Raw genomic sequence first — 12,859 nt, 5'->3', positions numbered from 1 at the left:
GCCGCACCGGCACCCAGGGCAAGGAAGGCAGCCAAGGCGGCAGCAAGAACCCGGGCAACTTCGCCAACGACCGCGAGAAGGCCTCTGAAGCGGGGCGTAAAGGTGGCCAGTCTTCGGGGGGCAACATGCCTCACGACACCAGCCGTAAAGGCGGCCGTTCGTAATTGAGGAATACGCAGTGCCGGGGCGACCTGGCACTGCAATTGAACACAACGGAGGACTTCCCATGCGATTGACTCATTGGGTCGCCCTGGTGGGCGCCATGACGCTGATGGGTGGTTGTTTCGACCGAGACAACAATCACCCTGGCAAAGACGCCGACCCCAGCAAGCCATCGTTGCAAATGCAAAAACCGGATGATCTGCCAGCGCCGCAGCCTGCGCCTGACCCCGAGCCTATGCCGGGGCAAAAACCGGCCCAATAAGTTCAGAGGAGCTCGGCATGACGGTCATTACCCGCAAGGCCGCTGCTGATGCAGGGGCTCGCGCAGCAAACCTGAGCCTGCAACACCGGTACCAGAACCTCCTGGAAGGCCCGGACGCCACAAGCGCCGCCTGGCTGCGTGAACAAATCGCGCGCGTCGAGCACTGGCCGGATGATTTGCCTGACACCCCCGCACAGCTCCCTGCCTGGAGCGATCATCATGCCGGCGAAGTCGCCAAGGCCTATGCCGACTACCTGCAGCAACGCCGCCAAGGTGCGCCACGCCACTTCTTCAGCAACCGCGCCCATGCCCTGTGGTTTCTGCAGCAGGTTGCACCCACCAAGGCGGTGGACGGTGCCTGGCTGCACGGCACGTTGCAGCACTGGCGCGACCCGCGGTACCACGGGCTGATCCGCACCTACCTGGAAGAGCTGGGCAATGGCGACCCGCGTTGCAACCATGTGCTGATCTACCAGCGGCTGCTGAGCCGTCTGGGCTGCCTGGAACTGCCACAACTGGACGACCAGCGCTACTTGCAAGGTGCCGTGCAACTGGCCCTTGGGCAGCACGGGGACGCATTCCTGCCGGAAGTGCTGGGGTACAACCTGGGTTACGAGCAGCCGCCGCTGCATTTGCTGATTACCACGTATGAGCTGGCGGAGCTGGGCATCGACGGCCATTACTTTCAGCTGCATGTCACCATCGACAACGCCGCCAGCGGCCATGCCCAGCTGTCCCTCCAGGCGTTACGGCAACTGTGCCCGGCACAGGACGCACAGCACTTCTACCAACGGGTGCGGCGCGGCTACCGGTTGAACGACCTGGGCACCCCAGCGAGCGCCTTGGTCGCCGAGTTCGACCTGCAGGCCCAGCTGTTCGCAGCGCTGGAGCGCAAGCGCCAATACGGCCAGTTCATGCACGCCGATCACTGCCGTTTGCAAAAGCGCACCATCAATCAATGGCTGGCCGAGCCCGGCGCCATGCCGGCCTTCGTCGATGCGCTGCAGGCCCAAGGGTGGATCCGGCGCGGGGAGAACCCGGTAAACAGCCGCTGGTGGAAACTGATCGACGGACCTGCTGCGGCCATGTTCGGCGTATTCACGGCCTACGAGAAGCAGTTGTGGCACGACTGGATCGCTGGCGACTGGCAGGCGCCTATCCGGCGCGTCATGCCGGGTAGCTGGGACATCAACGTGTCGGCGGATGACAGGCCCATGGTCAGCCAGCGCCCAGAGACTGTGGAGGCCCTGGTGCAGCGCATGGCCGGCAACCGTCACGCGTCGCCGGAGGGGTTGTTGGCTACTCAGGCCTTCGTCAACGCCACTGGCCTGGTTCAAGAAGGATGTCAGTGATGATGTTAGACCCAGAGCAAGCCCAGGCAGACCTGGCACTGCTGCAGCTAGGCAAGCGCTTGCGTGCGGACGGTTACCGCTTCACCTGTGTAACCCCCGCCACCCATGCGCGCAACAACGCCCGTGACAGCGCCCGGCAGGCGAGCAACTTGCGCGACGTGTTCGGCTGGAGCCGGCCGTTTGCGCCTTCGTTGCTTTCGGCCGACGAATTGCAAGCGTTGCAGCATGCGCAGGTGCTGGAGCAGCGCGGTGAACTGCTGGCCAGCAAGGTGCGTTGGTCGAGCCTGGACGACCTGTTGCTGGTGCATTCCGCGTACCCCACACACGCCAGTGACGCGGTGTTCTTCGGCCCCGACAGCTACCGCTTTGCCCAGGTCATTCATGACCATCTGCAACGCTGCCCGGATCGCGTGGAACACGCGGTCGATATTGGCTGCGGCAGTGGCGTGGGGGCATTGCTCATCGCCCGCGCCGCCCCCCATGCCCAAGTCAGCGCGCTGGACATCAACCCGCTGGCGTTGCGCTATACCGCCATCAACGCGGCCTTGGCGGGCATCAGCAATGTGTCCGTGGAGCCGAGTGATTTGCTTCACGGCATTACCGGCACCTTCGACCTGATCGTGGCCAATCCGCCCTACATGCTCGACCACAATGCGCGCACCTACCGCCACGGTGGCGGGGCGCTGGGCGCCGAGCTGTCACTGCGCATCGTCGAACAGGCCCGGGAACGCCTGAGCATGAGGGGTACCTTGTTGCTCTACACCGGGGTAGCGATTGTAGAAGGCCGGGACGCGCTGCTTGAGGCTGTTCGCCTGCGCCTGGCGGGCCCGCAATGGTCCTGGGTATACCGGGAAATCGACCCCGACGTGTTTGGCGAACAGCTTGACGAACCCGGCTATGAACACGTCGAGCGCATTGCCGCCGTTGCGCTTACCGTTACCCGTAACGGTTGAAGCATGGCCCGGCCTTGTACGTTTGGCATCGAGGAGGAATACCTGTTGGTGGACCTGGCTACCGGCAAGGTGCCGGCGATGCCTGCCTCGGGCCTGGTCAGGCAGTGTCGTGAAGTACTGGGGCAGCATTTTGCCCAGGAGATGTTCCGCAGCCAGATAGAAGTCGCCTCTCCCGTGTTCGCCAACCTGTTCGAGTCGCGCGAGTTCTTCTCGCATGCCCGGCAGCGATTGAGCGAGGTGCTGGCGGCACAAGGCATGGGCCTGTATGGCGCGGGCAGCCACCCGAATGCAGCCTGGCTGCGGCACAAGCCTGCGCCGTGCGTGCACTACCGCCAGTTGTTCGACGACTACCAGCATGTGGCGCGGCGCAGCCTGCTCAATGGCTTGCATGTTCACGTGGGGGTGCCGGCGGACTGCGACCGCATGCAATTGATCAATCGGCTGGTGCACTGGCTGCCGCTGCTGCTGGTTCTCAGTACCTCCTCACCCTTGTGGCTGGGCCAGAGTACCGGCTACATGAGCTACCGGCGGGTCATTTGTGGCGAGTGGCCGCACATGGGGTTGCCCGAGCCGCTGGCCGACTGGTCTGCCTATGAACGCTACCGGGCTTTGCTTCAGCGCACCGGCTCGTTGGCTGCTGACGGTGACTTCTGGTGGGCCATCCGGCCGTCGCGACGTTTTCCCACCGTCGAGCTGCGTATCTGTGATGGCTGCCCCTGCCTTGAGGACGCCTTGAGCATCGCCGGGGTGTTTCGCCACTTGGTGGAACACAGCTTGCAGCCAAGGCAGGCGCGCGCACCTTTCAACCGGGAGTTGCGCTGGGTCGCGCAGGAGAATTACTGGCGCGCCCTGCGCTACGGCCGCCAAGGCCAGTTCATTGGTACCCAGGAGCAACAGCCGGTCACGGCCGAAGGCTGGCTGGCGCAGTTGCAGGGGCAGTTCCCCGTCGACACCGTGGACGCCGAACGCGCCTTCGAGCATGCCCGGCGTATCCTGCGTGAGGGCACCAGTGCCGACCGACAGCTTGAATGCCTGGAGCAGGCGTGCGCCGCCGGGAAGAACGCCACCGAAGCGCTACAGGCCGTGGTCGAGCAGGTGATCAGGCAAGGGCATACGCAACAGTAGCCGGGGCTTGCAATTCGGCAGGGTTGGCCGAAAATGGCCGCGCCTTTTGCAGCCACCCGGAACCCCTGCGCCATGATGCTGATCAAGCAATTCCCCGACATTTCACTGGATGACACGCTGTTCGTCTTCGCCCTCGAGGCCGAGGCTGGCACTGTGTTTGCTGAGGTGAACACCGTGTTCACTGGCATCGGCAAGGTCAATGCTGCTATCGCGCTGACCAAGGCCATCGCCCAACGCAAGCCCAAGCTGATCGTCAACCTGGGTTCGGCCGGCAGCCAGGGCCATGGCAAGGGTGAAGTGGTGTGCTGCACCCGTTTCGTCCAGCGCGACATGGATGTCACGCCACTGGGCTTCGCCCGCTATGAGACGCCGCTGTCGGACATCCCCGTTCTGCTCGAACACGGCGAGCCAATTCCAGGGCTTGCCCTGGAAACCTGCGGCACAGGTGACAATTTCGAAACCAGCCACGGCAAGGCACCTTACGACGTCGTCGACATGGAGGCCTACGTACTGGCACTGATTGCCCGCAGCGAAGGCATTCCATTCGTCTGCCTCAAATACATTTCCGACGATGCCGGCAGCGAAGCCGCAGACGATTGGTCGGTGCAAGTGCACCTGGCCGCCGAGGCCTTCAAGCGCGTGTTGTTCAACTAAGCACCGAGTCGCTGCCCGCCGCAGGGCAGCCTGACTAAACCTTCCCAGCGCGCCGCAGTCACTTCAAGTAGAGGCTCCGATAGGCGCAGGGCTGGAGGGAGGTGACTTAACCATGGCAAGGGCAATCTGGAAGGGCGCGATCAGTTTCGGGCTGGTGCACATCCCCGTCTCGCTGAATACTGCGGTGCGCACCGAGCGGGTCGATTTCGACTGGCTGGACAAACGCAGCATGGAGCCGGTCGGTTACAAGCGAATCAACAAGGTCACCGGCAAAGAGATCGACAAGGACAACATCGTCAAAGGTGTGGAGTACGAGAAAGGCCGTTATGTGGTGATCAGCGAGGAAGAGATCCGCACGGCCCGGCCTGAAGCGACCCAGACCATCGATATCTTCTCGTTCGTCGATGCCGGCGAAATTCCCCTGCAGCATTTCGATACCCCGTATTACCTGAGCCCCGACCGCCGCGGCGGCAAGGTCTATGCGTTGCTGCGCGAAACACTGGCCAGCACCGGCAAGGTGGCGTTGGCCACGGTGGTGTTGCATACCCGTCAGCACTTGGCGCTGCTGCGCCCGCTGGATGATGCCCTGGTGATGATCACCCTGCGCTGGCCCGAAGAAGTGCGCGGGCTGGAGACGCTGGAGCTGGACAAGAGCGTGACCGATACCAAAGTGGACAAACGTGAACTGGACATGGCCAAGCGGCTGGTCGAGGACATGAGCGGCTCATGGCAGCCGGATGAGTATCAGGATGCGTTTCGCCAGACCATCATGGACCTGGTGGAAGAGAAAGCCAGCAAGGGCAAGATCAGCGTGGTGGAGAAGGGCGAGGGCGGTACTGCAGAGAAAGGTGCCGACATTATCGACCTTACCGAACTGCTCAAGCGCAGCTTGGGCGGCAAGGGTGGGGCGGCGGGGAAGAAAAAGCCCGAGGCCGAGAAGAAACCTGCAAAGCGTACGCGCAAGGCTTCATGAGTCATGGCTGAGATTTTGGGGGCAGTCCAAAAGAACGCGATCGGTGTAGGAGCGGCCTTGCGTCGCGAAAGGGCTGCAAAGCAGCCCCAGGATCCCAATCACGACACCGTCACCTCAAGGCTCGCCAAATAATCCCCAAACCCCTCCCGAGCCCGGCTGTCCCGCCGGCTGCTGGTGGCCACACTATGCCTTGCCGTCCACGAAATCTGCGCCCCTTGCGCTTCCAGGTCGCGCACCAACTGTACATCCTCATGCGCTGGCAACGGCTGGAAGCCGCCAATCTGCAGATAGGCCTGCGCGCTGACCCCAAGGTTGGCACCGTGAATATGCCGATGCCCTTCACGCGCCTCGTAGCGGCTCAGGTACAGCCGACGCAAGGCAGCCTTCTGCCAAGGCTGCCAGCATTCCACATGCACCGTTCCACAGACCACATCTGCCCCAAACGCCAGTTGCGACAGCAGCCAGTGCGGCGGCACCTGGCTGTCGGCATCGGTACAGGCCAGCCAGCTGGCGCCTTGTTCGATCACCTTGGCGGCCCCAGCCCTGCGTGCCATGCCAACGTTGCCTGCGTGAACGTCCAGCGTCTGCACGCCATGACGCCTGGCCACCGCCGCGCTACCGTCACTGCAGCGGTCCAACACCACCAGGATGCTGACCTGGTAGCCCGCTTGCTCGGCCTGCGCGGCCGCGACCTTGACCGCCTTGAGGCACCGGCCCAGGCGGCGCGCCTCGTTGTGCGCGGGGATCACCACGGCAATCATGGGCAGGTCTCGTCAAGGTCCACCACGCTGGGCTGGCATGACCAATATTCGAGTAGAAAGTCCGCTTCCTCGTGGCGATACACCGGATACAGCGGTAGATGCTTGCCCAGCATCCGGTGCACCTCGCGGCCATCCTGCGGGCAGCCCGCGATCGGGTGTTTCCAGTGACAGGCCAGCAAGCCGCCGTCATAGCTCAGGCTGGCGACCGACTGCTCGATGACCTGCAGCCAGTCTGTCGGGTCGAGGTAGTAACCCAGCTCACTCAACACAATGAGATCGAAGCGCCCCCCGGGCCAGTCACCCGGTAGCTTGCCTAGTTCGACCGAGGCGTGGCTCACGTTCGCGAGGCGTTCACGGGCCAGGCCCACCGCGGTCGGGTCCAGGTCCTGGCACAGCAGGTCGGCACAACGCTCGGCCAGCAAGGCGCTGAGTTCGCCGTTGGCACACGCCGGTTCAAAAACACGCTGGTAGCATTGGCGAGGCAGGCTGGCCATGACCAGCTCGCGCTTGCGCTTTTCATACCAGCGGGTGCGGAAGGCCCAGGGGTCTTCGCTGCTGGCGTAGAGGTCGGCGAAGTATTGCGCGTCGAGGCTCATGTCGATTCCCTTACAAGAACACCAGTTCGAATGGCTGTAGCAGGCAGTCCTGCAAAGCGGCGGGCAGCACGGGCGGTTGGCCGTCATCCGGCTCCAGCTGGCTGGCGTGCGCAGCCAGGGCCTTGCGCTTGCGGGCCAGGCGGGCTTCATCGAGCTGCACGCGATGAGCCCGCGGCCAGGGCAGGCGAGGGTCGTCCGGTTGCGCCCAGTGCCACGCCCATACCGGTACCTCCACCAGTTGCACCTTGCGCGCCAGTGCCGATTGCGCGGCGGCCCTGCCAACCGCTTCGTGATCACAATGGCCATCGTTGCGCCAGGTGGCCATGAGCAGGTCGTCGGGCTTGAGCAGCTGGCTCAGGTGGTTGACCAGAAAAGCCTCGTCGCGCGGTAGCGCGCCATCCTTCAGGTGCAGCCTGCGCCAGTCCAGGCGGTTGAGGTCGAGGTCGAGCTGTTGCAGGGCGTGGCGGCTCTCCAGCGGCCGTTGCCTGCGCAAGCGGTGCTCGGTCCAGTGCCTGGAGCCTGGGTGGCTGCCCTCGCCATCGGTGGCCGAAATCAGTACCAGGTCTTCTTCGCGCCCGTGAAAGCCCGCCAGCAAGCCGCCCGCCATGAGAATTTCATCATCCGGGTGGGGGGCGATCAGTACCAGGCGACGCCCCGGCGGGCACAGTTGCCCGGGGTCGATCCAGGTGGCCCTGGCCAGGTGCGCGGCATGCTGCCAGTCAGCCCAGGGGGTGCCGTTGCTGGACGCGATCAAATTCATAACTGCCAAGCTCCTGCTGGCAGGTTCGCCAGCTGCTGTCCGAGGGCTGCCAGGTCACGCTCGGCGTGGCTCTGGCGCATAAAGACCGGCAAATCGGCGCTCAACCGGGCAAAGTGGCTGCTGCGGCAGAACGGCGAGGCACCCAGTGCCCGCCCCACGTGATGGATCACCTGCTCGACGGCTTGTTCGACCTGCGCGCGGGTGCGCCGCACCTCGAAACTGGCATCCGCGCTTGGCTCGCGGTCGATCCAGGCTGCACACTCGCGCAGCGCCGCCCTGGCACCAAGCAAGGCCGCGTCGACCGCGCCTAGGTGGGCGTCGGCATGCGGGTCGGGGCGCGGGTTGCGACAGTGTTCGCGCAGGTAATCGGCCAGTGCCTCCGCCGCGCCGTACCAGCAGGCCGCAATGCCAGCCCCGCCGTGCCAGAAGCCCGGGCGCGACAGGTATTGCCCCGGCTTGCCGATGGCGATGCCGGGCGTATGGTTGAACTCGACGTCGACGCTTGCCGTGGTGGCCATGCCCACAGCTTGCCAGTGCTCGATGTTCAAGCCTTGGCTGGGGTGCGACAGCTCTATGGCTACCAGCTGCGGTTGCTCGTCATCGCCCCAGGCGGTGATGAGCGCGCGGTCGATCTGCAAGGCACCTGAACACCAGGCCTTGCGGCCAGCCAGGCGCACCTGCTCGCCCTGGCGTTCGACGATACGTGCGCGGGCATTCGGCGGTTCGGCAGCCCACACGCCCCAGATACCCTCCTGGGCATGGTGCGCGGCGCCGCATTCGGCAAGGATCGCCAAGGCATCGGTATGGCCCTCGTAGAGTTTGGCCAGGGCCATGTCACAGCCAGCGATGCGTGCCAGGCTCTGCCACCGCCGCAAGGTGTTGCCTTGGCCCGGCAAGGGCAGCAGGTCAAGGTGGTCAGCCTGCAACGCCTGGATCAGCGCTGGCAGCTGGGTATCGAGGTTGAGCGCCTGCGGCCGTTCGGTGAAAGCGCGCAACAGCCGGTCAAGGTTGTTCAGATCAAAGTCCTGAATGATGCTCATCAGCCCAGCCCTAGCTGTTTGCGCATGCGCGCGGTGATCGATTGACGGGTCTTGCCCATGTCGGCCCACGGGTCGTCCACTTCGGCCAGGCGTTCGTGCAGGTTGCCGATGTGCCATTGGTTGGCGCCCTTGAGTTGCGCCAACTCTTCGCGCCAGATGGGCACGGACACCGGCAGGCCTTCTCGCGCCCGCAACGAATAGGCACACGCGGTGGTAGCGCCTTGGCCATTGCGCAGATAGTCAATGAAGATGCGCCCGACTCTGTTCTTCGGCCCCGACACGGCGCTGAGCCGATCGGGGAACAGATTGGCCAGGTAATCGACGATGGCATGGCTGAAGTCCTTCACCTCGTCCCAGCCCGCTTTGCGGGTCAGTGGCACGACGAGGTGGATACCCTTGCCGCCGCTGGTTTTCAGGAACACCTTCAGGCCGAGCTCGTCGAGCAGGGTCAAGGTCAGTTGCGTGGCCTCCAGCATGGCCTTCCACGGCAGCGCAGGGTCCGGGTCCAGGTCGAGGATGAAGCGGTCCGGCTTGTCGAAATCCTTGTCGGTGGCGTTCCAGGTATGCAGTTCGAGCATGTTCATTTGCACCGCGCCCAGCAGGGTGTCGGCGCGGTTGATGACCATGGCGGCCTGGCCGGCCGCTTTCTTGTCGTAGCTGACCACATTGGGGATGTGCAGCTGGTCGGCGTTTTTCTGAAAGAACAGCTCACCCGCCAGGCCATCGGGGGCGCGTACCAGCGCCACGGGGCGGTTTTTCAGTTGCGGCAGAATCCACTCGCTGACCTGCGCGTAGTACTCGGCCACCTGGCGCTTGGTGGTTGCGCGGGTGGCGTCGATGATGCGCTCAGGGTGGGTCAGGCGCAGTTCGCCCAGCGCCTCGGGTTTGCGCTGAGCCTTGGGCTTGGCGACGGACTTGCCAGGCATGGCGTGCTCCAGATCGATGGCGGTGGCAGGTTTGTCATCCCGCAGCCCATGGAACACCGCGTGGCGCACCACTCCGTCGCGGGTCATCTGGGCGTAGGCCACTTCGGCCAGCAGGGTCGGCTTGAGCCAATGCACCCCCCGCGCTTCGGCACCGGTCGGTGGTTGGCTCAAGGGTGGTTTGGCCGTTTGCAAAGGCTTGAGCCGCGCATGAATGCTGTCCAGGGTGGCCGCGCTGAAGCCGGTGCCTACCTTGCCGGCGTAGCGCAACTCGCCGCCCTCGTCGTGCACGGCCAGTAGCAACGCGCCAAAGGCGCTGCGGCTGCCCTTGGGGTCGGTGTAGCCGACTATCACGAATTCCTGGCGTTGCTGGCACTTGAGTTTGATCCAGTCGGCGCTGCGTCGGCCGGTGTAAGGGCTGTCGGCGCGTTTGCCAATCAGGCCTTCGAGCTTCATGCGGCAGGCGCTGTCGAGCAGTGAGTCGACTGGCTGATCAAAGCCTTCGGAAAACCGCAGCCACTCTGAGTCGTCCTGGTCCAGCAATTGCTGCAGGGTGTGGCGCCGCTCTTGCAGTGGTAATTGGCGCAGGTCCTGGCCGCCCAGAAAGGGCAGGTCGAACAGGTAATAGAGGATGTGCTGATCGTCTTCGCTATCGAAGGCGTTCTGCAGGGCCTGGAAGTCCGCCACGCCGTGGGCGTCGTTGACCACCATTTCGCCGTCCAGCCAGGCCGAATCGAGGCCCAGGTTGCGCAGCGCGGCTTGCTGATGCGGCAGCTTGGCAGTCCAGTCATGGCCGTTGCGGGTGTACAGGCGTACGTCATCACCGTCGATGCGCGCGAGAATCCGGTAGCCGTCGAACTTCACCTCGTACAACCAATCGCCGGCCGGTGGCGAGTCGACCAGGGTGGCCAGTTGCGGTTGCAGCGTATCGGGTAGCGCGGCCTGCTGGGCGCTCGCCTTGCGTTTGCGTGGTGTACGGGGCGCCGCCTTGCCGGCCGTTTTTCGCGCCCTGGGGACCAGGGTCCGCTCGCTGAGCACGCTGTCGGGCTGAGCCTCGACGATGCTGTACTCGGCCTCGCTGCGGGCTTCGCCATCGTGCGACTTGACCAGCATCCACTGTTCTTTCTTGCCCCCAAGGTGGGTGCGAAACAGGTTCCATACGCCATTGAGTTTCTCGCCCTGCAAGCGAAAACGCAGCTTGCCCTTGGCATAGGCCTGCTGCGCGTCACCTTCGGGCTCCCAGATGCCCCGGTCCCAGACAATCACGTCACCGGCGCCGTAGTGGCCTTCCGGTATATTGCCCTCGAAGTCGGCGTAGTCCAGCGGGTGGTCTTCGACGTGTACGGCCAGCCGGCGCACCTTCGGGTCCAGCGAAGGGCCCTTGGGGATCGCCCAGCTTTTCAGCGTGCCGTCGAGCTCCAGGCGAAAATCGTAGTGCAGGTGGCTGGCGTCGTGCTTCTGGATGCAGAACTGCAGGGCATGGGGCTGCTTGCCTCGGCCACGGCTACCGCTGGGCTCGGGCGTGGCGTTGAAGTCGCGTTTGCGCTGGTACTCCTGCAGGGGCTTGGCCATGGCGGGGTCCTGAAGAATCGCGGGGGCTCTTCAGGTGGGAGAGGGCGGTGCGAAGGGAGTTCAAAATTTCCGTGTGGGCAGCCGCCCCTCAGCGCACCCCGGTGTTCGTCGGGGCGGCTGCACGGCGGCCCTCAGCAGGCTGAACGGCTAGCCTCGCCATCGACCAAGCGCCAGATCCCCAGCGGGTTGGCGTTCTGTAACGCCGGCGGCAGCAGCTCATCCGGGTAATTCTGAAAACACACCGGCCGCAGGAAGCGGTCGATGGCCAGCGAGCCCACCGACGTGCCGCGCGCATCCGAGGTGGCAGGGTACGGGCCACCATGCACCATCGCATCGCACACCTCGACGCCTGTCGGGTAGCCATTGAGCAACACGCGGCCGACCTTTTCCTGCAGCAGCTCGCTCAGCCAGGCGAAGCCCGGCAGCTCCGCTGCTTCGCCCATCAGCGTGGCAGTCAGTTGCCCGCGCAGGGCCTGCACGGCCGCTTTGAGTTGCGCCTGGTCTTCGACTTCGATGATCAGGGTCGCAGGCCCGAACACTTCTTCCTGCAACAGCGGGTCGCCGTTCAGCAGCATGCCGACATCCGCCTGGAACAGCTGCGGCTGCGCTTGGCGCTCGCCTTGCTCGGCGCCTGCCAGGTGGCTGATGCCGGGGTGAGCGTGCAGGTGCTGCAAACCCTGGCGATAGCTGGCCAGGGTGCCGGCGTTGAGCATGGTTTGCGCCGGCTGGTCGGCCATGTGCGCTTGCAGGTGCACGACAAATTGGCTGAATGCGGCTGAGCGCAACCCCAGGATCAGGCCGGGGTTGGTGCAGAACTGGCCGCAGCCAAGGGTCACCGATGCCGCCAGTTCGCGGGCCAGCGTGGCGCCTCGCTGTGCCAGCGCCTCAGGCAGCAGGATTACCGGGTTGATGCTGGACATCTCGGCGAACACCGGAATCGGCTGCGCCCGTTCGGCGGCCATGCGCATCAGCGCGTTACCGCCGTTGAGCGAGCCGGTGAAACCGACGGCCTGGATGGCCGGGTGCTTGACCAGCCATTCGCCGACACCGCCGCCGTAGATCATGTTGAACACGCCCGCAGGCATCGCGCTGCGTACCGCCGCCCGCAGGATGGCATCGGCCACCGCTTCGGCGCTGGCCATGTGGCCGCTGTGCGCCTTGAACACCACCGGGCAGCCTGCGGCCAGCGCCGAGGCGGTATCGCCACCGGCAGTGGAGAATGCCAGGGGGAAGTTGCTGGCCCCGAACACGGCCACCGGGCCGACCCCGATACGGTACTGGCGCAGATCCGGGCGCGGCAGTGGCTGGCGCTGCGGCAGGGCCCGATCGATACGTGCGCCATGGAAATCGCCCCGGCGCAGCACCTTGGCGAACAGGCGCATCTGGCCACTGGTGCGGGCCCGCTCGCCCTGGATGCGGCCTGCGGGCAGGGCGGTTTCGCGGCAGACCGTGGTGATGAAGTCGTCACCCAGCGCATCGAGTTCGTCGGCAATGGCATCCAGAAACACTGCGCGTCGTTCGGCAGGCAGGTTGCGATACGCCGGGAAGGCGGCGGCTGCAGCGGTTGCAGCCGCATCCACTTCAGCTTCGGTGGCTTGGCTGAAAACGCCCGGTAATGCTTCACCTGTGCTGGCGTCGAGGCTGACAAGCCGGGTGCTGCCTTGCGCCGAGCGCTGGCCGCCGATGTAGTTGTGACCAAGAATCTGGGTCATGAAAGCTCCAATAA

12 protein-coding genes and 1 pseudogene are annotated in these 12,859 nt (G+C 64.7%); 7 read left to right on the top strand and 6 right to left on the bottom strand.

Going from position 1 to position 12,859, the window contains the following annotated elements:
- Nucleotides 1-44 precede the first annotated feature (44 nt).
- The 7 genes and pseudogenes from DJ563_RS06915 to DJ563_RS06885 form a co-directional block, all read left to right on the top strand.
- Nucleotides 45-164, top strand: a pseudogene (locus DJ563_RS06915) (general stress protein); the annotation flags it as partial.
- A gap of 62 nt (nucleotides 165-226) precedes the next feature.
- Nucleotides 227-424 carry a hypothetical protein gene (locus DJ563_RS06910; RefSeq protein WP_033697948.1) on the top strand — a complete coding sequence of 66 codons (198 nt, stop codon included), beginning with the start codon at nucleotides 227-229 and terminating at the stop codon, nucleotides 422-424.
- A 17-nt stretch (nucleotides 425-441) separates the two neighbouring features.
- Entirely contained in the window at nucleotides 442-1,776 is a 1,335-nt protein-coding gene (locus DJ563_RS06905) for an iron-containing redox enzyme family protein (protein ID WP_434519117.1), read from the top strand.
- Nucleotides 1,776-2,729 carry a methyltransferase gene (locus tag DJ563_RS06900; RefSeq protein WP_434519116.1) on the top strand — a complete coding sequence of 318 codons (954 nt, stop codon included), beginning with the start codon at nucleotides 1,776-1,778 and terminating at the stop codon, nucleotides 2,727-2,729. Before DJ563_RS06905 ends, DJ563_RS06900 begins: the two co-directional genes overlap by 1 nt.
- 3 nt (nucleotides 2,730-2,732) lie before the next feature.
- Nucleotides 2,733-3,854: a carboxylate-amine ligase gene (locus DJ563_RS06895; protein WP_434519115.1), complete on the top strand. Its 1,122-nt coding sequence runs from the start codon at nucleotides 2,733-2,735 to the stop codon at nucleotides 3,852-3,854.
- A gap of 72 nt (nucleotides 3,855-3,926) precedes the next feature.
- The gene (locus DJ563_RS06890) at nucleotides 3,927-4,508 is read left to right on the top strand and encodes a nucleosidase (protein ID WP_434519114.1); all 582 of its coding nucleotides are present in this window, start codon (nucleotides 3,927-3,929) and stop codon (nucleotides 4,506-4,508) included.
- Between the two features lie 112 nt (nucleotides 4,509-4,620).
- The gene (locus DJ563_RS06885) at nucleotides 4,621-5,481 is read left to right on the top strand and encodes a Ku protein (RefSeq protein ID WP_434519113.1); all 861 of its coding nucleotides are present in this window, start codon (nucleotides 4,621-4,623) and stop codon (nucleotides 5,479-5,481) included.
- Nucleotides 5,482-5,579: 98 nt separating this feature from the next.
- On the opposite strand, the gene DJ563_RS06880 is transcribed toward DJ563_RS06885, so the two are convergent.
- From DJ563_RS06880 to DJ563_RS06855, 6 genes are all read right to left on the bottom strand, one after another.
- Nucleotides 5,580-6,242 (bottom strand): glycosyltransferase, encoded by a 663-nt coding sequence (locus DJ563_RS06880; RefSeq protein WP_033697942.1) that lies wholly within the window; start codon nucleotides 6,240-6,242, stop codon nucleotides 5,580-5,582.
- On the bottom strand, nucleotides 6,239-6,838 hold the full coding sequence (locus DJ563_RS06875) for a class I SAM-dependent methyltransferase (protein WP_033697940.1): 600 nt from the start codon (nucleotides 6,836-6,838) through the stop codon (nucleotides 6,239-6,241). Before DJ563_RS06875 ends, DJ563_RS06880 begins: the two co-directional genes overlap by 4 nt.
- Nucleotides 6,839-6,848: 10 nt before the next feature.
- A complete protein-coding gene (locus tag DJ563_RS06870) occupies nucleotides 6,849-7,598 on the bottom strand; it encodes a PIG-L deacetylase family protein (RefSeq protein ID WP_047583198.1) in 750 nt (249 codons plus the stop codon).
- Nucleotides 7,595-8,638 carry an acyl-CoA dehydrogenase family protein gene (locus DJ563_RS06865; protein WP_274099236.1) on the bottom strand — a complete coding sequence of 348 codons (1,044 nt, stop codon included), beginning with the start codon at nucleotides 8,636-8,638 and terminating at the stop codon, nucleotides 7,595-7,597. Before DJ563_RS06865 ends, DJ563_RS06870 begins: the two co-directional genes overlap by 4 nt.
- Nucleotides 8,638-11,133, bottom strand: a complete 2,496-nt coding sequence (gene ligD / locus DJ563_RS06860; protein ID WP_434519112.1) for a DNA ligase D — start codon at nucleotides 11,131-11,133, stop codon at nucleotides 8,638-8,640. Before ligD ends, DJ563_RS06865 begins: the two co-directional genes overlap by 1 nt.
- A gap of 131 nt (nucleotides 11,134-11,264) precedes the next feature.
- Nucleotides 11,265-12,845: an aldehyde dehydrogenase (NADP(+)) gene (locus tag DJ563_RS06855; protein WP_434519111.1), complete on the bottom strand. Its 1,581-nt coding sequence runs from the start codon at nucleotides 12,843-12,845 to the stop codon at nucleotides 11,265-11,267.
- Nucleotides 12,846-12,859 lie beyond the last annotated feature (14 nt).

It is taken from the genome of Pseudomonas sp. NFX1 (assembly GCF_051123555.1).
Lineage (GTDB): Bacteria > Pseudomonadota > Gammaproteobacteria > Pseudomonadales > Pseudomonadaceae > Aquipseudomonas > Aquipseudomonas capeferrum.
The sequence above is the reverse complement of the archived record's forward strand: the minus strand, read 5'-3'. Positions and strand labels throughout refer to the sequence as shown.

What these genes read in the sequence shown, in the direction of transcription:
- DJ563_RS06910 (WP_033697948.1), top strand. Translation starts at nt 227, where the DNA reads ATGCGATTGACTCATTGGGTCGCCCTGGTGGGCGCCATGACGCTGATG.
- DJ563_RS06890 (WP_434519114.1), top strand. Translation starts at nt 3,927, where the DNA reads ATGATGCTGATCAAGCAATTCCCCGACATTTCACTGGATGACACGCTG.
- DJ563_RS06870 (WP_047583198.1), bottom strand. Translation starts at nt 7,598, where the DNA reads ATGAATTTGATCGCGTCCAGCAACGGCACCCCCTGGGCTGACTGGCAG.
- DJ563_RS06875 (WP_033697940.1), bottom strand. Translation starts at nt 6,838, where the DNA reads ATGAGCCTCGACGCGCAATACTTCGCCGACCTCTACGCCAGCAGCGAA.
- DJ563_RS06880 (WP_033697942.1), bottom strand. Translation starts at nt 6,242, where the DNA reads ATGATTGCCGTGGTGATCCCCGCGCACAACGAGGCGCGCCGCCTGGGC.
- DJ563_RS06855 (WP_434519111.1), bottom strand. Translation starts at nt 12,845, where the DNA reads ATGACCCAGATTCTTGGTCACAACTACATCGGCGGCCAGCGCTCGGCG.
- DJ563_RS06865 (WP_274099236.1), bottom strand. Translation starts at nt 8,638, where the DNA reads ATGAGCATCATTCAGGACTTTGATCTGAACAACCTTGACCGGCTGTTG.
- DJ563_RS06905 (WP_434519117.1), top strand. Translation starts at nt 442, where the DNA reads ATGACGGTCATTACCCGCAAGGCCGCTGCTGATGCAGGGGCTCGCGCA.
- DJ563_RS06900 (WP_434519116.1), top strand. Translation starts at nt 1,776, where the DNA reads ATGATGTTAGACCCAGAGCAAGCCCAGGCAGACCTGGCACTGCTGCAG.
- ligD (WP_434519112.1), bottom strand. Translation starts at nt 11,133, where the DNA reads ATGGCCAAGCCCCTGCAGGAGTACCAGCGCAAACGCGACTTCAACGCC.
- DJ563_RS06885 (WP_434519113.1), top strand. Translation starts at nt 4,621, where the DNA reads ATGGCAAGGGCAATCTGGAAGGGCGCGATCAGTTTCGGGCTGGTGCAC.
- DJ563_RS06895 (WP_434519115.1), top strand. Translation starts at nt 2,733, where the DNA reads ATGGCCCGGCCTTGTACGTTTGGCATCGAGGAGGAATACCTGTTGGTG.